20 protein-coding genes are annotated in these 20870 nt (G+C 66.7%); 10 read left to right on the top strand and 10 right to left on the bottom strand.

The window, feature by feature from the left end; all coding sequences use genetic code 11:
- Positions 1 to 94: 94 nt before the first annotated feature.
- On the top strand, positions 95 to 1405 hold the full coding sequence (locus KQ910_RS04655; protein WP_216957306.1) for an O-acetylhomoserine aminocarboxypropyltransferase/cysteine synthase family protein: 1311 nt from the start codon (positions 95 to 97) through the stop codon (positions 1403 to 1405).
- A 133-nt stretch (positions 1406 to 1538) separates the two neighbouring features.
- Here KQ910_RS04655 and KQ910_RS04650 read toward each other — a convergent pair whose 3' ends face one another.
- Complete coding sequence (locus KQ910_RS04650) at positions 1539 to 2135, bottom strand: nitroreductase family protein (RefSeq protein WP_216957305.1); 597 nt, start codon at positions 2133 to 2135, stop codon at positions 1539 to 1541.
- Between the two features lie 80 nt (positions 2136 to 2215).
- Here KQ910_RS04650 and dinB point away from each other — a divergent pair, with 80 nt between their 5' ends.
- Entirely contained in the window at positions 2216 to 3292 is a 1077-nt protein-coding gene (gene dinB / locus KQ910_RS04645; RefSeq protein WP_216957304.1) for a DNA polymerase IV, read from the top strand.
- Positions 3293 to 3490: 198 nt separating this feature from the next.
- The gene (locus KQ910_RS04640; protein WP_216957303.1) at positions 3491 to 4390 is read left to right on the top strand and encodes an NAD-dependent epimerase/dehydratase family protein; all 900 of its coding nucleotides are present in this window, start codon (positions 3491 to 3493) and stop codon (positions 4388 to 4390) included.
- On the opposite strand, the gene KQ910_RS04635 is transcribed toward KQ910_RS04640, so the two are convergent.
- Positions 4387 to 5301, bottom strand: coding sequence for an aldo/keto reductase (locus tag KQ910_RS04635; RefSeq protein ID WP_216957302.1), 915 nt, complete (start codon positions 5299 to 5301; stop codon positions 4387 to 4389). The two genes, KQ910_RS04640 and KQ910_RS04635, sit on opposite strands and share 4 nt — an antisense overlap.
- A 204-nt stretch (positions 5302 to 5505) precedes the next feature.
- Between KQ910_RS04635 and KQ910_RS04630 the strand changes: the two genes are divergently transcribed.
- Together KQ910_RS04630 and KQ910_RS04625 are read left to right on the top strand one after the other, a co-directional pair.
- A complete protein-coding gene (locus tag KQ910_RS04630; RefSeq protein ID WP_216957301.1) occupies positions 5506 to 5700 on the top strand; it encodes a hypothetical protein in 195 nt (64 codons plus the stop codon).
- Positions 5701 to 5766: 66 nt separating this feature from the next.
- On the top strand, positions 5767 to 6324 hold the full coding sequence (locus KQ910_RS04625; protein WP_216957300.1) for a carboxymuconolactone decarboxylase family protein: 558 nt from the start codon (positions 5767 to 5769) through the stop codon (positions 6322 to 6324).
- Between the two features lie 139 nt (positions 6325 to 6463).
- On the opposite strand, the gene KQ910_RS04620 is transcribed toward KQ910_RS04625, so the two are convergent.
- From KQ910_RS04620 to KQ910_RS04610, 3 genes are read right to left on the bottom strand one after another with little or no spacing between them, the layout of a single operon-like run.
- The gene (locus tag KQ910_RS04620; protein ID WP_216957299.1) at positions 6464 to 8032 is read right to left on the bottom strand and encodes an ABC transporter substrate-binding protein; all 1569 of its coding nucleotides are present in this window, start codon (positions 8030 to 8032) and stop codon (positions 6464 to 6466) included.
- A 15-nt stretch (positions 8033 to 8047) separates the two neighbouring features.
- Positions 8048 to 9124 carry a M14 family metallopeptidase gene (locus KQ910_RS04615; protein ID WP_216957298.1) on the bottom strand — a complete coding sequence of 359 codons (1077 nt, stop codon included), beginning with the start codon at positions 9122 to 9124 and terminating at the stop codon, positions 8048 to 8050.
- A complete protein-coding gene (locus KQ910_RS04610; protein WP_216957297.1) occupies positions 9121 to 10446 on the bottom strand; it encodes an NAD(P)/FAD-dependent oxidoreductase in 1326 nt (441 codons plus the stop codon). The genes KQ910_RS04615 and KQ910_RS04610 overlap by 4 nt, the downstream gene beginning before the upstream one ends.
- 100 nt (positions 10447 to 10546) lie before the next feature.
- Here KQ910_RS04610 and KQ910_RS04605 point away from each other — a divergent pair, with 100 nt between their 5' ends.
- Positions 10547 to 11443, top strand: a complete 897-nt coding sequence (locus KQ910_RS04605; RefSeq protein WP_216957296.1) for a LysR family transcriptional regulator — start codon at positions 10547 to 10549, stop codon at positions 11441 to 11443.
- 4 nt (positions 11444 to 11447) lie between these two features.
- On the opposite strand, the gene KQ910_RS04600 is transcribed toward KQ910_RS04605, so the two are convergent.
- From KQ910_RS04600 to KQ910_RS04580, 5 genes are read right to left on the bottom strand one after another with little or no spacing between them, the layout of a single operon-like run.
- Positions 11448 to 12248, bottom strand: a complete 801-nt coding sequence (locus KQ910_RS04600) for an ABC transporter permease (RefSeq protein WP_216957295.1) — start codon at positions 12246 to 12248, stop codon at positions 11448 to 11450.
- Positions 12245 to 13084: an ABC transporter permease gene (locus KQ910_RS04595; RefSeq protein ID WP_216957294.1), complete on the bottom strand. Its 840-nt coding sequence runs from the start codon at positions 13082 to 13084 to the stop codon at positions 12245 to 12247. The genes KQ910_RS04600 and KQ910_RS04595 overlap by 4 nt, the downstream gene beginning before the upstream one ends.
- Position 13085: 1 nt before the next feature.
- Positions 13086 to 14531 (bottom strand): amidase, encoded by a 1446-nt coding sequence (locus tag KQ910_RS04590; RefSeq protein WP_216957293.1) that lies wholly within the window; start codon positions 14529 to 14531, stop codon positions 13086 to 13088.
- Between the two features lie 10 nt (positions 14532 to 14541).
- Positions 14542 to 15627: an ABC transporter ATP-binding protein gene (locus KQ910_RS04585; protein WP_216957292.1), complete on the bottom strand. Its 1086-nt coding sequence runs from the start codon at positions 15625 to 15627 to the stop codon at positions 14542 to 14544.
- A complete protein-coding gene (locus tag KQ910_RS04580; RefSeq protein WP_216957291.1) occupies positions 15624 to 16673 on the bottom strand; it encodes an extracellular solute-binding protein in 1050 nt (349 codons plus the stop codon). Before KQ910_RS04580 ends, KQ910_RS04585 begins: the two co-directional genes overlap by 4 nt.
- Before the next feature lie 165 nt (positions 16674 to 16838).
- Here KQ910_RS04580 and KQ910_RS04575 point away from each other — a divergent pair, with 165 nt between their 5' ends.
- The 4 genes from KQ910_RS04575 (at position 16839) to KQ910_RS04560 (ending at position 20770) form a co-directional block, all read left to right on the top strand.
- A complete protein-coding gene (locus tag KQ910_RS04575) occupies positions 16839 to 17903 on the top strand; it encodes an ABC transporter substrate-binding protein (protein ID WP_216957290.1) in 1065 nt (354 codons plus the stop codon).
- Positions 17904 to 17909: 6 nt separating this feature from the next.
- Positions 17910 to 18953, top strand: a complete 1044-nt coding sequence (locus KQ910_RS04570; protein WP_216957289.1) for an ABC transporter ATP-binding protein — start codon at positions 17910 to 17912, stop codon at positions 18951 to 18953.
- A gap of 228 nt (positions 18954 to 19181) precedes the next feature.
- Positions 19182 to 19994 (top strand): ABC transporter permease, encoded by an 813-nt coding sequence (locus KQ910_RS04565; RefSeq protein ID WP_216957288.1) that lies wholly within the window; start codon positions 19182 to 19184, stop codon positions 19992 to 19994.
- Entirely contained in the window at positions 19991 to 20770 is a 780-nt protein-coding gene (locus KQ910_RS04560) for an ABC transporter permease (protein WP_216957287.1), read from the top strand. The genes KQ910_RS04565 and KQ910_RS04560 overlap by 4 nt, the downstream gene beginning before the upstream one ends.
- The last annotated feature ends 100 nt before the right edge of the window (positions 20771 to 20870 follow it).

The raw sequence follows: 20870 nt of genomic DNA, 5'->3' as shown, positions 1-20870 counted from the left end.
TGTCGTCCAACAGTCGGGCGTCGGCAGCCATTCCCTTTGACTGTGACGCTTGCTGCCACGAGGTTGGCCGCTCGTTGCAACCGCGAGGCCGATCATGACCAATTCCCGCCATCCCGAGACCCTGTCGCTGCACGCCGGCTGGCGCGCCGATCCCACGACCGGCTCGGTCGCGGTGCCGATCCACCAGACGACCTCGTACCAGTTTCGCGACACCGAGCACGCGTCGAACCTGTTCGCGCTAAAGGAGCTGGGCAACATCTACACACGCATCGGCAATCCGACGGTCGACGTGCTGGAGCAGCGCATCGCGGCCCTCGAAGGCGGTGCCGCGGCGCTGGCTGTCAGCTCGGGTCAGGCGGCATCCGCCTTCGCGATCCAGAACATCGCCAAGGCCGGCGACAACATCGTGAGCTCGACCGATCTCTACGGCGGCACGTGGAATCTGTTCGCCCACACGCTGAAGGACCAGGGAATCGAAGTGCGCTTCGTCGATCCCAGCGATCCGCAGGCCTTCGCCCGCGCCACCGACGATCGCACCCGCGCCTACTATGCCGAGACGCTGCCCAACCCGAAGCTCGCGGTCTTCCCGATCAAGGAAGTGGCCGACATCGGCCGGCCGCTCGGCATTCCGCTGATGGTCGACAATACGGCGGCGCCGATCCTGACGCGGCCGCTCGATCACGGTGCGGCGATCGTCGTCTATTCCGGAACGAAGTATCTCGGCGGCCACGGCACCTCGATCGCCGGCCTGATCGTCGACGGCGGCAACTTCGACTGGGCCGCCCATCCGAAGCGCCAGCCGGCGCTCAACACGCCCGACCCGAGCTATCACGGCGCGGTCTGGGTCGAGGCGGTGAAGCCGATCGGACCGGTGGCCTACATCATCAAGGCGCGCACCACCCTGCTGCGCGATCTCGGCTCGGCCCTGTCGCCTTTCAACGCCTTCCTGATCCTGCAGGGCATCGAGACGGTGACGCTGCGCATGGAACGCCATGTGAAGAATGCGCAGGCCGTCGCCGATTTCCTGGCCAAGCGGCCGGAAGTCGCGAAGGTCATCCATCCGTCGCAGCAGAAGGGCGAGACGCGCCGCCGGGCCGACGCCTATCTCAAGGGCGGCTATGGCGGGCTTGTCGGGTTCGAACTGGCGGCGGGCCGGGAGGCCGGGCGCCGGTTCATCGATTCGCTGAAGCTGCTCTATCACGTCGCCAATATCGGCGATTCCCGCAGCCTCGCGATCCATCCCGCCTCGACCACGCACTCGCAGCTCACCGCCGAGGAGCAGCTCGCGACGGGCGTGTCGGACGGCTATGTGCGCCTGTCGATCGGCATCGAGCATATCGACGACATCCTCGCCGATCTCTCGCAGGCGCTCGATGCGGCCGGCAAGCTGAAGAGCGCGGCTTAGCATCGACTTTCCTCCCCATTCCAATGGGGAGGTGGCGGCGTCTTACGCCGACGGAGGGGTCATGAGCTGGCCGTTCGTCCTTCGGCGCTCCCGGACATCGCGAGCGATGTCCTGACGCTCAGGAGGCCGAGTTTCACTCGGCCTTCCACTCGGCGACGTGCGCGGCCCGGTCGGGCCGCGCCGGGACCGGGGCGGTCGAGGGAGCGGGCGTGCCGGCGGTGAGGAAGCCGACGAGGCGCGACGGAGCTTCGAAGCCCAGCAGCCTGTTCACGTTGGCGTCGTAGGCATTCGGGCCCGTCACCCACATGCCGCCATAGCCCAGCATGTGCAGCGCGTTCAGCATGTTCATCGCCGCCGCGCCGGCGGCGAGCAGTTGCTCGATCTCGGGAATGTTGCCCGGCTTGATGACGGCGCCGACCGCGATCAGCATCGGCGTGCGACGGACCCAGGCGCGATAGCGCTCGGCGAGCGCGGCGGCGTTGACCGGATCGCGAACCGTGGCGGCTTCGGCCAGCTTCTCGCCATAGGCGAGCATCGCGTCGCCGCGAATGACGACGAAGCGCCAGGGCTTCAGACGCCCATGGTCGGGCGCCCGCAGGCCGGCGTCGAGGATCAGGTCGAGGTCCGCGCCCTGGGGCGCCGGTTCCTGCAGCGGGCCGACCGAACGGCGGGCCAGCAACTGGTCGAGGGCGAGCAGGCGAGGCTCGCGCGCATGGGTGATGTCAGGCATGGCCGCAGACTACTCCGACATGCGAACGATTGTCAGTTGCAACTTTCGGCAGGCCGGCTGCAGGAGCCTATACTCGTCCCATGGCGGAAAACGTCCGCAAGATCATCCATGTCGACATGGACGCCTTCTACGCGTCCGTGGAGCAACGCGACGACCCGGCGCTGCGTGGCCAGCCGGTCGCGGTCGGCGGGCGGCAGCGCGGCGTCGTGATGGCCGCGAGCTACGAGGCGCGCAAATTCGGCGTGCGCTCGGCCATGCCCTCGGTCACGGCCAAGCGCCTGTGCCCGGAGCTCGTCTTCGTGAAGCCGCGCTTCGACGTCTACAAGGAAGTGTCGCGCCAGATTCGCGAGATCTTCCTCGACTACACACCGCTGGTGGAGCCGCTGTCGCTCGACGAGGCCTATCTCGATGTCACCACCAACCTCAAGGGCATGCCGCTCGCCTCCGAGATCGCGCGCGAGATCCGCGCCCGTATCCTGGAGCGCACCGGCCTCACCGCCTCGGCCGGCATCTCCTACAACAAATTCCTGGCCAAGCTCGCCTCCGACCATCGCAAGCCCGACGGCCAGACGGTGATCCCTCCCGAGAAAGGCCCGGCCTTCGTCGAGAGCCTGCCGGTCGGCCGCTTCCATGGCGTCGGGCCGAAGACGGCGGAAAAGATGAACCGGCTTGGCATCCAGACCGGTGCCGACCTCAAGGCGCAGACGCTGGAATTCCTCGAACAGTATTTCGGCCGCTCCGGCACCTACTACCACGCCATCGCGCGTGGCCATGACGAACGTCGCGTCGTGCCCAACCGGCCGCGCAAGTCGGTCGGTTCGGAGACGACCTTCATGGAGGATCTCGACCGGCCAGCGGCGGTGGAGGAGGGGGTGGCCTCCGTGCTCGAGGATGTCTGGGCCTATTGCGAGCGCACCGGCATCCTGGGCCGCACCGTGACGGTGAAGATCAAGTATGCCGACTTCCGGATCGTGACGCGCAGCCGCACGCTGGAGGAGAGCGTCGACAGCCGCGACGTGCTGGAGCGCACCGCGCGCGAACTGGTCCGCACGATCTTCCCGCTGGAAAAGAAAGTGCGGCTGCTCGGCGTCTCGCTCCATAACCTGCACCAGCGCGAGGAACGCAAGGTGCCGCCCCAGATGACGCTGGCTCTCTAGGATCTCTACGTTTCAAGTGCACCCGCACACCCTCATCCTGAGGAGCGGCCACAGGCTGCGTCTCGAAGGATGGGCGACGGACGGTGCATGTAGCCCATGCTTCGAGACGGCCCTTCGGGCCTCCTCAGCATGAGGTCTATGTTGTGGCTTCGGCTCGAGCCGAAATCTCGCTGCGAAAAGTCTCTGGGAGGTACGACCATGAACATCTTCATGACCGGTGCGACCGGCTATATCGGCGGAACCATCGCGCGCCGTCTGTTCGATGAGGGTCACACGCTGCGTGGCCTGGTGCGCGACGAGGAGAAGGCGAAGAAGCTCGCGGCTTTCGGCGTCGAACCGGTGATCGGCGGTCTCGACGATGCCGCGATCCTCACAGCCGAGGCCAGGCGGGCCGATGCGGTGATCAACACGGCCAACAGCGACCATCGCGGCGCGGTGGAGGCATTCCTCGAAGGATTGGCCGGCTCGAACAAGCCGTTCATCCACACCAGCGGCTCCAGCATCGTGGCCGACGATGCCCACGGCGATGTCGCCTCGGAGAAGATTTACGACGAGGACACGCCGCTCGATCCGGTGCCGGGCAAGAAGGCAAGGGTCGAGATCGACCGCACGACTCGCGGCGCGAGCCAACGCGGCGTGCGCTCGATCGTCGTGTGTCCCACCATGATCTACGGCAACGGCCTCGGCCTGGCGCGCGACAGCGCCCAGATTCCCGGCCTCGCGAAGCGGGCCAGGGCCTCGGGCGTGGTGCGCCATGTCGGCAAGGGGCTGAACGTCTGGTCGAATGTCCATGTCGAGGACGTGGCCGACATCTACCGCCTGGCGCTCACCAGGGCGCCGGCTGGTGCCTTCTATTTCGCCGAGAACGGCGAGGCCTCGTATCGCGACATTTGCGCTGCCATTGCGCGCCGCTTGAATCTGGGGGCGCCGCAGGTCTGGCCCTTCGCGGAGGCCGCAAAGGAACTTGGCGAGAGCAGTGCGGCCTACACGTTCGGCTCCAACAGCCGCGTCAGGGCCAGGCGCGCCCGTAGCGAGTTGGGCTGGCAGCCGAAGCACGCTTCGGCGACGGCCTGGATCGAGGCCGAACTGCCGCTCTAGACTGGAACGTCGGCGATCATCTTCTTGAGCAACGCCGCGTCGGGATAAACTCCGAAGCCGCCCTGCAGGTTGTCCGTCATATGCTCGGGCTTGCTGGTACCGGGGATCACGCAGGTCACGGCGGGATTGGCCAGCACGAACTTCAGCAGGATCTGGGCCCAGCTCGTGGCGCCGATCTCACCGGCCCAGTCGGGCAGCTTGCGGGCGGAGAGCTTGCGCAGGAGGCCGCCGCCGCCGAAGGGCTGGTTCACGATCACCGCGATGCCGCGCTCGGCCGCCAATGGCAGCAGCCTGCGCTCTACGGCGCGATCGTCGAGCGCGTAGTTGATCTGGATGAAATCCCACTTCTCCGACCGCATCACGCTTTCCAGCTCGTCGTGGGCGCTCTGCGTGTAGTGGGTGATGCCGAGATAGCGGATGCGGCCCTCGGCCTTCCAGGCGCGCAGGGTCGGAAGATGGGCTCGCCAGTCGACGAGATTGTGGATCTGCATCAGGTCGATGCGGTCGGTCTTCAGCAGCCGCAAGGACGCCCGCATCTGCGCGAGGCCACTGTCGCGGCCGGTGGTCCAGACCTTGGTGGCGATGAAAGCCTTGTCGCGCGTGCCGGCGGCGGACAGCAGGTCTCCGACCACGGCCTCCGCCGAACCGTACATCGGCGAGGTATCGATCACCGAGCCGCCGGCGTCGAACAGCCGCCGCAGCACTTCTGCAAGCGGTGCGCGATCCTCGGGCTTGCCACCCACGTCGAAGGTGCGCCAAGTCCCCACGCCGACGACGGGCAACATCTCCCCCGAAGCGGGGATCCTGCGCTGATGCATGCGGGCTCCTGTCTGGGCGGCGCTGCCCTTAGCGGCCAGCAGGCCGGCACCGGCGAGGCCAATCAGTCGCGAGCGGGTGAGAGTGCGTGACATGCAAGTGTCATTGTTCAGCAATGATGACCGCAACGCCAGCGTGGAAAGGTGCTTCTGCCATATTGATGCCCCACGCAAAGCGTTTGCTGTGACCGTTCGCAGTTCAGGCGCTCCCGTCATTGCCATCCCGTCATGCCGCCCCCATCTCAGCCCGGCCCATCAAGCATTGGGTCGCAGTTCGCTCAGCCTGAAGGAGACCGTGCCATGCCCGAACCCTTCGTCGTCGAAATCTGGGGAAAGCCCGCCGGTGTCGTCCTCAAGGAAGGCAATGCCTTCCGCTTCCATGCCTTCACGCGCCCGTTCTTCGAGCTCGAGGGGCATCAGTTCAGCACGCCCGGTCAGGCGCGCCTCGCCGCGGCCAGGCTCCAGCCGCCGCGCGAAAGCCTGCTTGCCAAGTAATGTCTTTCGCCTTGTCGGTCGCCTGAGGGAGCGTTAGTCCAATCAGGACCGACAAGGAGGAAATCAGTGATCAAGCGCAAGCAGCGTATCCCGTTGCGTGACCTCTCGACGATGAAGCCCGAGGATCGCGAGGCCATCGAGAAGAACGCCATGAACGGCCAGGTGTTCAACATCTTCAAGGTGCTGGCCAATCACCCCGCGCTGACCAAGCGCTGGACGCCGTTCGCCGGCCACATCCTCTCGAAGCAGACGCTGCCGTTCCGCGATCGCGAGCTTCTGATCCTGCGCATCGGCTGGCTGAACCAGGCGGAATACGAGTTCGCGCAGCACGAGCTGATCGCCAAGCGCGGCGGCGTCACCGATGGCGACATCGCCAATCTCAAGGAAGGTCCGAAGGCCAAGGGCTGGAGCGAGCACGAGGCCGCGCTGATGCAGCTCGCCGACGATCTGTTCGAGAACTCGGTCGCGTCGGACGCGACCTGGGCGACGCTCTCGAAGACCTACTCGACCGAGCAGCTCATGGACGCCGTCTTCACGGTCGGCCAGTACAATCTCGTCTCGTGGGCGCTGAACAGCTTCGGCGTGCCGCTCGACGACTTCCTGCCGGGTGCCCAGAAGAAGTAGGGGCATTGTCCGCCTTGACTTCATCCTGAGGAGGCGCGCAGCACCGTCTCGAAGGATGGGCAGCGAACGTGGTGCTCGTGCCCACCCTTCGAGACGCGCCCCTACGGAGCGCTCCTCAGGAAGAGGTTGTATTGGCGTTTTATCTCTTCGTAACCTCGACGTTCCAGAAGGCGGTCGTCGAGGGCGGGCGGATCCAGCCTTTCGTGCGGCCGCTGACGGCCGAGGCGCTGTACCATTCACCGAGCGGATAGTGCGTGCCGAGCTGAAGCGCACGCTCCTGGATTTCCTCCGCGATGGCCTTGCGCTTCGCCGCATCCGGCTCCAGCGCATAGGCCTCGCGCATCGCCTCGATCCTCTCGTCGCACGACCATCCCGCCGAGGCCTTTTCGCAGGCGGAATTGAGGAACAGCGAGGTGATCGGGTTCACCACGTCGATGACGCCGGTGCTCGACAGGGTGATGTTCCAGCCGCGATCCTCCGGCGGCTCCTTGCGCATGACGCGCGCGAGGTGCGTCTGCCAGTCGGCCGGCCGCATGTCGACTTTGAAGCCGACCCGCTCCAGCTGTGCCTTGGCGACGGGGCCGAGGTTGGCGAGCGAGGCGAGGTCGGTCACCTGCAGCAGGATGATCGGTCGTCCGTCGTAGCCCGCTTCCTTGATCAGAGCCTTGGCCTTCTCGACGTTGCCTTCGAGCAGGCCTGCGGTGCCCTTGTCCGAGGCCAGCGGCGTGCCGCAGCCATAGTAGGTCTTGCAGAAGCGCCAGAAGTTCGGGTCGCCGACGGCGGCGTCGAGGAAGCCCTTCTGGTCGATGGCGTAGCCGAGTGCCAGCCGCATCCGGGGATCGTTGAACGGCGGATGGAGCCAGTTGGGCCGCAGCGCATACTGGCTGGCATAGGCGCCACGCTGGACCTCGATGCCCTTCCTCTTCTCGAGCAGCGGCAAGAGGTCGTGCGCCACCGATTCGAGGGCATCGACCTCGCTGTTCTCCAGTGCATTCACCGCGGTCTGCGGATCGGCGATGGAGACCCATTCGACTCGGTCGACCTTCGCAACTTTGCCCCCCGCGAAGTTGGCGGGCGGCTCGGCGCGCGGCACGTAGCCGGGATTCTTCACGTAGACGACCCGGTCGCCGGGCCGCCACTCGTCGGCCTTGAACATGAACGGGCCGGAGCCGGTCGGATCCTTGATCTGCTGCGTGGCCGGCGCCTCGGCGACCCGCTTCGGCATCATGAAGGGCACGATGCCGGCCGGCTTGGCCAGCGAATCGATCACCAGCCCGTAGGGCCTTGCGAGCTCCAGGCGGATCGTCTTCGCGTCGGGTGCGCTCAGTTCCTTCACGTTCGCCATCAGCTTGAGGCCGACCGGATCGCGGCTGCCCCAGCGCTTCAGCGAGGCGACGCAATCCTCCGCCGTGACCGGCGCGCCGTCATGCCACTTCAGCCCGTCGCGCAGGGTGAAGGTGTAGATGAGGTTCGCCGCATCGACGGTCCAGTTCCCCACCATCTGCGGCTGCGGCTTGAGATCGCCGTCGAGGCCGAACAGCGTGTCGTAGACGAGATAGCCGTGGGTTCGGCTGATCTGCGCCGACGCCCAGATCGGATCGAGGATCTTCAGATCCGAATGCATGACGATCTTGAGCGTCGATTGCGCGGCGGCGGGCGTCGCAAGAGCGAAGACGGCAGCGGCAACAAGCAGATGACGAAGCTTCATGGACGTTTCCTTTGTTTATTGCTCGGCCGTGAGGCCGTTGATGGTCTGCAGAGCCTGACTGCGGAACTGGCCGAGGATCATGCCCTTCCAGTCGTCGGCATCGACGTAGAAGGCATCGCGCACCGACCGCCGAATCTCGCGCACCAGCGCTTCTGGCGCGTCGGGATGGCCGGCCAGCCAGGCTTCGCCGCGCAGCGCGCGCCGCACGACGGGATTGGGCACGGTGCCGTATTCCAGGGTCGTCGGGGTGATCGCCGCGTCGGGACATTCTTCCGGCGCGCAGCCGGTGATATGGCCGACCGTCCGCGGCGAAACCGATTCGGTCGTGGTGCTGACGATCAGGTCGCTGCCCCACCAGGCCCTGGCGCGTCGGGTCGTTTCCTCGGAATGGCGGCCGAAGATCTTCTCGCCATGGCCATAGGGGCCGAGGCCGGTATGGACGTCGATCCAGGCGATGTGGCGTCGCGTCGTGCCGTAGCTGCGCAGGATCGCGCGGATGGTGTCGTTGCTCCAGGCCGGCGCCGTGCCGCAGTAGAAGAGTCCGTCGGGGTGTTTGTCCTGGCCGCTGGAAACACCGGGATTGCGCTGCCCGGCGAGCCGCGCCATCGCCGCGTTCAGCCGCTCCTCGTTGTCGGGAGAAGGCGGCCAGGCCGCGGGCACCAGCAGGTCGTGGATCTGCTCATAGACCGGATTGTCGGGATAGGGCGTGGCGAAGTCGTTGAAGTTGCGGTTGAGGTCGATGTTGTCCTCGTTGGTCCGCTTCAGATGCGAGAAGCCGAACGGATTGACGGCATGGATAAGCAACAGCGCGATGCCGCGATCGGCGGCGCGTCTGGCCAGCTCGTCGTTCAGCAGCGCGAGCTGACAGGCCGAGCCGGAGAAACCTTCCGGTCCGTGCGTGCCGGAGCTGACGATGAACAGCCTGGCGGCGTCGGCCGGGCCCAGCAGCGCGGTATCTGTACCGATCTCCTCGCCCGCTGCGCCCTTCAGCGGATGGACGTGATGCCGGACGGCGGCACCGGCTTTGGTCGCGGCGTCCAGGAAGCGCTGGCGCGCCTCGTCGTAGGTGGCGGAGAAGAAGGCGGCGCTCATCTGATCTTCTCGTCGATGTAGTCGAGGGTGCGGAAGGCGCCGCCGATCACCGGCAGGAACCATGGCTTGCCGGAATAGAGCGGAATGGAGGGCAGCTCGGTCTCGGCGAAGGGCACCTTGCCATGCAGGCGGCCGGCGATCGATTGGCCCATGGCATTGCCGAGGAACGGCATCATCGACACGCCCGAGCCGTTGCAGCCCACCACGAAGTGCAGCCCGTCGAGTTCGCCGGCATGCGGCAGGGCGTCATAGGTGAAGGCGACGTTGCCCTGCCAGGTGTGGGTGACCTTGGTGTCCCTGAGCTGCGGGAAGCGCTCGACCAGCGCCTGGTGCAGGAGCTGGGCGCGCAACTCGCCGGGGATCTCGGTGAAACGGGCGCGACCGCCGAAGATCACGCGCTTTCCGTCGGGCGAGATCCGGTAGTAGTGCAGTACGCGCCGCGTCTCGGAGAAGGTGCGGCCCTTGGGACAAAGCTCGCGGATCAGGTCGGCCGGCAGTTCCTCGGTCGCGATGATGTGGCTGGCGATCGGCACGAGGCGCTTCTGCAGGCGCGGCGTGACACTGGACGTATAGCCGTTGGTGGCGACCACGACATGGCGCGCCCGCACCTCGCCCTGACTGGTGCTGACCCGCCAGCCCTCGCCGTCGCGTGCGAGGCCGGTGGCGCGGCAATGACCGGCCAGGGTGATGGAATTGCGCCGGCGCACCGCCGCCAGCAGGCCGCCGTAGAACAGCGCCGGGTGCAGCTTGCCCGCCGTCTCGAAGACCATGCCGCCATGATAGAAGTCGCTGCCGATTTCCTCGCGCTGCTCCTCGCGGGTGATCAGGCGGCAGTCGGTGGCGCCGCCATCGCGCAGCTTGGCGAAGCGCGTGCGCAGCCCCTCGTAGTGCGAGGCGGCGCAGGCGCCGAGGAAGCGGCCGCGCTGCTCCAGATGGCAGTCGATCTTCTCCTGCTCGACCAGGTCGATCAGCGCGCGATAGGCGTCGATCGCCCAGCCCACGACGTCGCGCACCAGCTCCGGTTTGTAGTCGAGCGTGCGGCCGGTGAAGCTCTTGCCGATCGACAGGCCGGCACTCAGGGCGCCGCCGCTGCGGGTCGAGGCACCGGAGCCGAACTCGTCGGCTTCGAGCACCACACTCTGTACGCCGCCGTCCGCCAGCGCGCGGGCCGTCGCCAGCCCGGCATAGCCGCCGCCAACCACCACGACGTCGGTCCGGGCCGGCAGCGCCGGGGCGGTGATGGCCTGCGGACGGAACGCCTCCCACCAGTAGGGCTGATCCTTGAAGTCACTGGAGAAGATCGACTGATTAACCGCAGGCATGAAGAGGCTCGCACGCAAAACGTTGACAGGACGGAGTTACGGCTTGAGAGAGGATCCGGTCAAAGTCATTGTCCGGTGTGGTTAAGTCCGTGAGGTTATGATGATCACGTCGCGCCAGCTCGAAGCCTTTCGCGCCATCATGGCGCACGGCACCGTGACCGCCGCCGCCGAGCGGCTGGGCGTCTCGCAGCCCGCGGTGAGCAAGATCCTGGCGGGCCTTGAGCACGAGATCGGCTATCCGCTGTTCACGCGCATCAAGCGGCGGCTGGCGCCGACCAGCGAGGCGAGGCTTCTGGAGCAGGAGGTGACTCGACTCTATCACAGTCTCGAACGAGTGACCGAGGTGGCGCGCGAGATTCGCGAACGCCAGGTCGGCGACCTGCTGATCTACTCGACACCGGCGCTCGGGCGCAGCGTGCTGCCCGACGTCATGGCGGGTTTCATGAAGCGCCACGCCAAGGCGCACATCGTTTTTCACGTCCGCAGCTCGACCTACATCAACCAGAAGATGGTCGATCAGCAGATCGACCTCGGCTTCTCGATGATGCCGTTCGAGCATCCGTCGATGGTCACCGAGGAGTTGAGTCGGGCGACCGCCGTCTGCGTGCTGCCGCGCGACCATCGCCTGGCGCGGCGCAAGGTGATTCGGCCTGTCGATCTGCGCGGTGAACGCTTCCTGTCCTTCCCGCTCGACGGCCGTATGCGGCACCTGATCGACGCGGCCTTCGAGCAGGAGCGGATAGAGCGGCAGTTGCAGATCGACGTCTATTCCTCGGCCGACGCCTGCGCCCTGGCGGCGCGCGGGCTCGGAGTCGCGATCGTCGAGCCGTTCACGGCGCGCGATCATCTCGATCAGGGCATCGCGGTCGTGCCGTTCGAGCCGCGCATCCGCTACCTGTTCCGCGCCATGCGGCCACGCTACCGCAAGCCGTCGCGTCTGGCCGATGCGTTCCTCGATGCCGTGAAGGTTCACCTCAAGGCCAAGGGCTGGGCGTGATGACCTATGCCGGGTCATGGGCCACGAAGAATTCGAGGCCGATCAGACGCTCCAGCAGCATCACCACCAGCAGGGTGACGACGACTGTCGCGGTCGAGATCGCCGCCAGCACCGGAGACGCGTTTTCCTGGATGAAGGCATAGATCTGGACCGGCAGGGTCGTGACCTGCGGGCCGGTGAGGAACATCGTCACCGTCACCTCGTCGAACGAGATGATGAAGGAGAAGAGAAGCGCGGTGACGAGGCCCGAGCGCGCCAGCGGCAGCGCGATGCCCAGCGCGATGCGCCGTTCGTCGGCGCCCAGCAGCGAGGCCGCCTCGACGATCTCGCCGTCGATCTTCTGCAGGGCGACCACGATCGGCCGCCACGCAAAGGGGAGCGTGCAGACGATGTGGGCGATCACGATTCCCGTTGCCGTGCCGAGATAGCCCGCCATGGCGAGCACGTTCACCAGCGCCACGCCGAGCGCCGCGTGCGGAAAGAACAGCGGCGACATGACCGCCAGCTCGAAGGCCGGCAGCCAGCGCGGCCGCAGCCGGTGGCAGGCATAGGCGCCGGCGAAGGCGATGGCGGTCACCAGCACGGCAACCACCGCGGCGATGCCGAGGCTGGTCGCGAAGGCTTCGATCCAGCGCGGATCGGTGGCGGCCTCGGCGTACCAGCGCAGGCTGAGTTCGCCCGGCGGGAAGCGGAGATAGCCGGCGGCCGCGAACGAGGTCGCGCCAATCACCACGATAGGCAGCGGCAGGAAGAGCAGCAGCGCGAAGGAGCCGGCACGGCCAAGCTTGATCAGGGGCGCGTTCATCGGTCGGCCTTCGGCACGAGCGCCGCCTCGGCGGCGCGCAGCAGAGCGAGGCCGAGGGCGCTCAGCAGCAGCAGGCAGATCGCCCAGGCCGAGGCCTTGCTCATGTTGAAGTTGTAGACGACCTCCTGATAGATCTGCGTGCCCGCCATCTTCTGGCGGATGCCGCCCAGCAGGATCGGCGTCACGATGGCGCCCATCGAGGTGAGGAAGGTGATGCTAAGACCGGTGAAGACGCCGGGCAGCGACAGCGGCAGCACGACGCGGCGCCATGTCTCGAAGCCGCCGGCACCCAGCGATTCGCTCGCTTCCTCCAGCCGGTTGTCGATCTGCAGCAGCACCGACAGGGTGGAAATGACGGCAAACGGCATCAGCACATGCGTGAGGCCGATCACCACGCCGAGATCGTTGAAGATCAGCGGCAGCGGCGATTGGATGACGCCGGCCCATTTCAGCGTCTCGTTGAGAAAGCCCTTGGGCCCCAGGATCACCAGCCAGCCGTAGGTGCGCACGACGAGGCTGACGAGCCATGGCACCAGGACGATCACCAGCAGGAGGTTGCGCCAGCGCGGCAGGCGCCACAGCAGCCAGGCGATCGGATAGGCGAGCACCGCCGCGGCAACCGACACGATGGCCGCGATCGACACGGTGCGCAGGAACACTTCGTGATAGTCCGCGCGATCGAGGATCTGGCGGAAGTAGATCAGCGAGAAGCCGTCCTTGCCCCAGAAGGCATGGAAGAAGAGCAGCGCCACCGAACCCAGGAAGAGGGCGAGCACGAGCAGGGCCGGCAGCAGCAGCCAACCCAGGCTTCGAGGGGCGGAGGTGGCGCCGCGCATCTCAGGCGCCGGCGGCGAAGCCCGGCGGGAACTCGGCCGATGCGCCGGTCTCCGCGTCGAACGCCTGGGCGAGCTTGATCAGGTGACCTTCGGCGTACCACGGCGCCACGAAGTGGATGCCGATGGGGAGGCCCGCCTTCGAGCGGCCGAACGGGATCGAGATCGCCGGATGGCCGGTCATGTTGAAGGGGATCGTGTAGGTGTACCAGGCGGCCCGCAGGTCGCCGAGCGGCTTGCCGTCGACCACCAGCGGCTCGAACTGGTTCTGGGTGGCGGGCGGCGCCGGCGTGGCGACGGTGGGCGTCAGCAGTAGGTCGCAATCGGCGAACAGGCCCTGCACGGCCTTGAAGGCGGTGGTGCGATCGACGATCGCGCGGCGCAGGGCCACGACGTCGACGGCGTTGCCTTCGTCGAGCGTCCTGGCAAAGGACGGGTCGAGATCGCCGCGCCGGTTCTTCAGGATGTCGGCAAAGCGCTCGATCTGGTTGGCGCGCAGGATGATGCGCGCCACGTCGAGCTTCCAGTCGATCTCGCGGCCGTCCATCTCCTTGATCTTCGCGCCCTGCTTGTCGAGGAAGGCGAGTGCGGCATCGAGGCGGGCCTCGGTGTCCGGATCGAGATAGCCGCCGGTCATGCGGCGGATCACGGTGATCCGCTTGCCGGCGATGGGATGCCCGCCCGCTTTGTCGGGCCAGGCGAAAGGCTCGCGGCCGATGGCCAGCGTCCACGGATCGTTGGGGTGGCTGCGCGACATCGAGGCGAGGCCGGCGCCGAGATCGCCCGGATGGCGCGCCATGACGCCGAGATAGGTGAGCTGGCCGAACTGGTCCGGCGGCACTTCGTGCGGCACGCGGCCGAGCGTCGCCTTCAGCCCGTAGACACCGCAGCAGGCGGCCGGGATGCGGCCCGAGCCCGCGCCGTCGGTCGACATGGCGATCGGGCCGAGGCCCAGCGCCACCGAGACGGCTGCGCCGCCGCTCGACCCGCCGCTCGTATGCTCGCGGTTCCAGGGGTTGCGCGTGATGCCGTGCAGGGGGCTGTCCGTCAGCACCTTGTGGCCGAACTCCGGCGTCGTCGTCTTGGCGAACAGGACGGCGTCGGCGGCGCGCCACTGGGCGATGGCCTCGGCGTCCATCGACGGCACGTTGTCCTTCATCGTGATCGAGGCGAAGGCGGTGCGCAGGCCCTTGGTCAGAATCAGGTCCTTGGCCGAGACCGGCACGCCGGCCAGCGCGCCGAACGAGCCGCCGTTCTTTCGCCGCGCATCGAGCGCATCGGCCGCGGCGCGGGCTCCGTCTGCGTCGAGTGTCGCGATGGGGTTGAACGGCTCGGCCTTCTTCGTGCGTTCCAGCAGGCCCTCGACGATGTCGCGCGCGGCGACCTTGCCGGAGGTGAAGGCTTCTACGTGGTCCGCGACGGTGCGGCCGGCGAAATCCTGAGCGGGCATGATCGGTCTTTCAGGTTGAAGCGAAGACGGTGAAACTGTCGGAGGGCACGGAAAGACGCACGGTCTTTCCTTCGGCGAGTTCCGCACCCTGGGGCGTGTCGGCCATGGACAGCGCGGTGAGCGGCCCCAGCGGCGTGTCGAGTACGGCCTTTACCGTGGGCCCGAGGCGATGCAGGGCGGAGATGCGGGCGTCGAGCGACAGCGCACCCTCGGCGGCATGGCCGAGGCGCACCGCTTCGGGGCGGCAGGCGATCTGGCAGGCGGCGCCGATGCCGGGCGTGCCCACCAACGTCGAGCGTGGCACCGAGATCTTCGTGCCGCCGAGAGAGACGGCAACTGAAGTCGCGTCGACGGCGGAGATCCGGCCGTCCAGCATGTTGATGTCGCCCACGAATCGCGCGACGAACGGCGAGGCGGGGCGGCGATAGATCTCGCCGGGTGTGCCGACCTGCTGCACACGGCCACCGTTCATCACGACGATCGTGTCCGACAGCATTGTCGCTTCTTCCTGGTCGTGCGTGACGAAGACGAAGGTCGTGGCGAGCTGGCGCTGGATCGATTTCAGCTCGACCTGGAGCTGGCGGCGGAGCTGCAGGTCCAGGGCGCTCAGCGGCTCGTCGAGCAGCAGGATGGCGGGTTCGAGGGCCAGCGATCGCGCCAGCGCCACGCGCTGTTTCTGGCCGCCGGAGAGCTGGCCGATGCGGCGGCTCTCGAATCCGGCGAGGCCGACGAGGGCCAGGAACTTGGAGACGCGGCCGGAAATCTCGGCCGCCGCCATGCCACGGATTCGCATGCCGTAGGCCACGTTCTCGAACACGTCGAGATGGGGGAATAGTGCCAGGTTCTGGAACACCATGCCGAGAGGGCGCCGGCGCGGCGGCACGCCCCCCATGGGCGCGCCGTCGATGGCGATGCTGCCACGGCTCGGCTCGAGGAACCCGGCGATCAGGCGCAGCAGCGTCGTCTTTCCGCAGCCCGAGGGGCCGAGCAGGGTGACGAAGCTGCCGCCGGCGATGGTGAGATCCACCCCGTCGAGGACCGTAGCGGCGCCGAACTCCTTGCCGATGCCGGCGACCTGGATGGTGCCTCGGCTCACTGCTTGACGCCGGACAGCAGCTTCTCGGCGCGGTCGACGCGGGCTTCGTTGTGCTCGACGACGATCCGCCAGTCGGGGGAATAGAGCGACTTCACGATCTGCTCGTAGGGCTGGCCCAGCGTCTTCTGCAAGTCCTCGGGCAGCTTGACCTTCGCGTTCATCGGCAGCCAGCCGTCGAGCAGGGCGGCGCGCAGTTGCGGCTCGGCGCCGGCGATGTAGTTCATCCAGACCAGCGACTTGTCCTGGTTCTTGGCGGCCTTCGGCACGACCACCACGTAGGGCAGCATCAGCGCGCCCTCCTTGGGGATCACGATGCCGACATTGGCGGCGCCCTGGCGGCGCAGCGCCCAGACGCGCGAGGCGTAGAACGGCACGGCGGCCACCTCGCCGCGCGTCAGCAGCGTGTTCATGTGGGCGAGCGAGGTGTAGGTCGCCAGCACGTTCGGCACGATCTTCTCGAGCAGCTTGAAGCCGGGATCGATATCCTTCTCGCTGCCGCCCATCGCCTTGGCCATGATCACCGCGTCGTAGGGGGCGAGATAGACCGGCCGCGTCAGCGACAGCTTGCCCTTCCACTTCGGGTCGGCGAGCCCCTGCCACGAGGCAAAGTCCTCCGCCTTGGCGAGGTCGGTGTTGTAGGCGATGCCGTAGTAGGTGAAGTAGACCGGCAGGCCGACATGGCGACCGGCCTTGTCCTTGGTCAGGTACTTCGGATCGACGTCGCCGATGCCTGGCAGCTGCTTGTCGTCGAAGCTCTCGATCAGGCCCGCATTGGAGAGCGCGATCGCCTCGAAATAGGTGACCAGCGCCAGGTTGTACTGGTTGGCCGCCGCCGGAGAGCGAAGCGCGCCGGCCGGATTCGGCACCTCGACCATCTTGATGGTGGAACCGTTGCCCGGATTGAACTGCTTGATGAAGGCCTCGCGCCAGGTGTTCGCGCCACCACCGCCCCACACCGCCATGGTGAGTTCCTGGGCCGTCGCGGCCCCCGCGCCCGTGCAGGCGAGAATCGCGCCGCAGATAAGCGCCTTCAAACGGTTCATCATCGCAGGCCCCCGCCGTTGTCTCGTTACCGCAACGTTAGACGCCTCCTGCATTGCGAGAGAAATTCATTCGTCCCTTCTGGTCATTCCGGAAAGTTATGGGCTTGGTTGTTGCTCTGCTTGAAACTCACTTCTACAGTCGGTGCGGGGATTTCGAAGGGGACTGCCATGGACATCAAGCGCCTGCACCGCCGCCACGCTCTTTCGCTGCTGGGAGGTGCCGCCGCCGTCGGCGCCACGGGCTCGGCCTTCGCACAGGCCGAGCCGCCGAAACCCGCGCAGCTCGTGGTCAACCATTCCGGCGGTTCGATGGGCACGGCCATGCGCAAGGCCTTCTTCAACGGCTTCGAGAAGAAGTACGGGATCAAGGTCGTCGAGACGAGCCCGGTTGACTTCGGCAAGCTGCGCGCCATGGTCGACTCCGGCAACGTCGAATGGGACCTGACCGAGATCGGCGGCCAGGACGCGATCCGCGCCGGCAAGGCGAACCTCCTCGAGAAGATCGACACGAAGGTGGTCGACCGCTCGAAGTATCCGGCGACGGCGCAGAATCCCTATGTCTTCGCCTCGTCCGTCTATACGACCATCATGGGATTCCGGAACGACGTCTTCAAGAACGGCAGCCAGCCCAAGAGCTGGGCCGACTGGTGGGACGTGAAGAAGTTCCCGGGCGCGCGCTCGATGCGCAACCATCCGACCGACAATCTCGAGTTCGCGCTGATCGCCGACGGCGTGCCGAAGGACAAGCTCTATCCGATCGATTTCGACCGCGCCTTCAAGAAGCTTGACCAGATCAAGCCGCACGTCACCGTCTGGTGGTCGACCGGGCAGCAGCCGGCTCAGCTTCTCCTGGACAAGGAAGTCGTGCTGGCGACCGGATGGAACGGCCGCTTCTACGACATCATCAAGAAGGGCGCGCCGGTCGGTATCGAATGGAACGAAGGCGCCCTGAAGCAGGGCAGCTTCGCGATCCCGCGCGGCGCCAAGAGCCCCTACTGGGCGAACAAGATGCTGGCCGAACTCGCCGTGCCGCAGCAGCAGGCGGTCTATGCGTCGGAACTCGGCTATCCCGGCCTCAACCTCGAATCGCTGAATTTCGTCGACCCGAAGGTGAAGCCGTTCCTGCCGACCGCGTATCTCGACCAGCAATTCTGGGTCAGCGACGCATGGTATGCCGAGAACGGCACCAAGGCCGCCGAGCTGTGGAATGCCTGGATGCTGAAGAAGGGCTGACCTCCCTTGAGTGCAAGCGGATCGGCCGACCTGCTCATCGAGGGTGTCGGAAAGCGTTTCGGGGACGTGGTCGCGCTCGACCACGTCTCGCTGCAGGTAGCCCAGGGCGAGCTGCTGACCATCCTGGGTCCCAGCGGCTCGGGGAAAACCACGTTGCTGAAGGTCGTCGCGGGGTTCGAGACGCCCGACGGCGGCAGGGTGACGGTAGGCGGTACCGAGATCACCGCGCTGCCGCCCGCGAAGCGGGACATCGGCATGGTGTTCCAGAACTACGCGCTGTTCCCCCATCTCAGCGTCGCGGCCAACGTGGCGTTTCCGCTGGAAATGCGAAACGTCGCCAAGCCCGAGATCGAGCGTCGCGTCGCCGAGGCGTTGGCGATGGTCGAGTTGAAAGGCTACGAGGCGCGGCTGCCGCGGCAGCTCTCCGGCGGCCAGCAGCAGCGCGTGGCGCTGGCGCGTGCCATCGTGTTCAACCCGCGGCTCCTGCTGCTCGACGAGCCATTCGGCGCGCTCGACCGCAAGCTGCGCGAGACGATGCAGCTCGAGGTGCGCCGCCTGCAGCGTCGCCTCGGCCTGACGACCATCTTCATCACTCATGATCAGGAGGAGGCGCTGGTCCTGTCCGACCGCATCGCGGTGATGAATAGGGGCACGATCCAGCAGATCGCCACGACGACCGAGATCTACGAACGCCCGGCCAACGATTTCGTCGCCGACTTCGTGGGCGAGAGCAACATCTTCCACGGCACGATGAGCGCGCCCGGCACGGTAACGCTGGATGGCGGCCGGGCATTGCAGGTGCGCAGCGACAGGCCGGCGGGGGCGAAGGTCGGCGTGCTGATGCGCCCCGAGCGTTTCGCACCGTCGGGCGCCAACGCGTTCGGCGGCGAGGTGATCGAATCGGTCTATCTCGGCACGTCGTTCAAGCTGCGGCTGGCCTGCGACGGCGGCCTCGAACTGCTGGTCCGCCAGCCCGCCCGCGGTACGTTGCCCGCCGCCGGCACGCGCGTGACGGTCGGCATCGACCCCGAGTCGATCCATGTGTTCTAGGACGCACGACACCGGTGGTTTTGAGGCGAGTCGCGCCATGAAACCCCATAGCTTCCTCTATGCACTGCAGTCGGCATCGCGCTTGAGCCGATTCATGGGTTCTGGGACGCACGGCTCGCTCAATTGCTTTCCGTGTCATCCTGAGCGCAGCGAAGGATCCTTCGCTCGCTCCAGCGCGGAGACTACTCCGCGCGCGATGACACGATTGGGGTCGAGAGGCGTCGCGCCATGAAGGCCCGCGGCTTCCTCCCCGCGCTGCCGGCGCTGATCCTGCTGTTCGTGTTCTTCCTGTTCCCGGTCGTGCGCATGCTGGGCTTCAGTGTCGAGGGCGGCACGTTCGACTGGTATGCCAAGGCGCTGGGCGAGCAGCTCTATCTCCGCGTCTTCTGGAACACGTTCGAGATCGCGCTGCTGGTCACCTTCTTTTGCCTGCTTCTGGGCTATCCGCTCGGCTTCCTGATGGCCACGACGACGCCCTTCTGGGCGACGATGGGCTTCATCTTCGTGCTGCTGCCGCTCTGGACCTCGGTCCTGGTGCGCACCTATGCCTGGATGGTGCTGCTGGGCCGCAACGGCGTCTTCAACCGCACGCTGATCGAGTCCGGCATCATCGCCGATCCGATCCCGATGCTGCACAATTTCACCGGCGTGCTGATCGGCATGGTGCATGTGCTGCTGCCCTACATGGTGCTGCCGATCTACAGCGCCGTCCGCAAGGTCGATCCCGCCATTCCGGCCGCCGCCGCCGGCCTCGGCGCTTCGAGCTTCGCCATCTTCCGGCGCATCTATCTGCCGCTCACCCTGAACGGCATCTTCGCGGGCTCGGTCCTGGTGTTCGTGCTGTCGCTGGGTTTCTACATAACGCCCGCCCTGCTGGGGGGCGGTCGCGTGATCATGATCGCCGTGCTGATCGAGCAGCAGGTCCGTGAGGCGTTGAACTGGCCGTTCGCCGCGGCCCTGTCGGCCGTGCTGCTGGCCGCGACCTTCGCCGTCTACGCGCTGGCGCAACGCTACAGCCAGCCGGTGGAGGCGACGCGATGAGCCGTCGTCTTCTCGTCGTCTCCTGCGGCCTGATCTACTTCTTCCTGATGCTGCCGTTGCTGGTCGTCTTTCCGATCTCGCTCTCGTCGGCGCCCTACATGCAGTTCCCACCGCCGGGCCTCTCCTGGCAGTGGTACGAGCGCTATCTCGACGATCCGCAATGGATCGATGCGACCTGGCGCTCGCTCTATATCGGCGGCGCCACCGCGGTCCTTGCCCTGGCGCTCGGCGTGCCGCTGGCGTTCGCGCTGGTGCGCGGCCGTTTCTTCGGCCGCACGATCCTCGATCGCGTGGCGCTTGCGCCCATCATCGTGCCGCACATCATCTTCGCCGTTGCGGTCTATGGCCTCTTCGCCAAGCTCAAGCTGATCGGCACCTGGTACGGGCTGGTGGTCGGCCACACCGTGCTGGCGCTACCTTTTGTGGTGCTGGTGATTGCTGCCGGCCTGCGCGACTTCGACCGTTCGCTGGAGCAGGCGGCCGAAGGTCTGGGCGCCAGCCGCTGGAACACGCTCACGCGCATCACCCTGCCGCTGCTGCGGCCCAGCCTCGTCTCGGCCGGGCTGCTGGCGTTCATCTCCTCGTTCGACGAGGTCGTGGTGGCGCTGTTCCTGGCCGGCGCGAACATGACGCTGCCCAAGAAGATGTTCGACAACATCATGATGGAGATCGACCCCACCATCGCGGCCGTGTCGGTGATGCAGATCCTTCTGGTGTCGGTCGTGCTGGTGCTGATCGGCCGCTTCGGCCGCGGCCTCAAGGATAGTGCGAGATGACGATGTTGCCCACCCTTCGAGATGGCCGCGGTGCGGCCTCCTCAGGGTGAGGTGGGAGTGTAGTGAAACCCTCATCCTGAGGAGCGGTCCGAAGGACCGC

This window comes from Reyranella humidisoli, assembly GCF_019039055.1.
Taxonomy (GTDB): domain Bacteria; phylum Pseudomonadota; class Alphaproteobacteria; order Reyranellales; family Reyranellaceae; genus Reyranella; species Reyranella humidisoli.
Note: the sequence above shows the minus strand (reverse complement) of the source record. Positions and strands in the feature narration are given on the sequence as shown.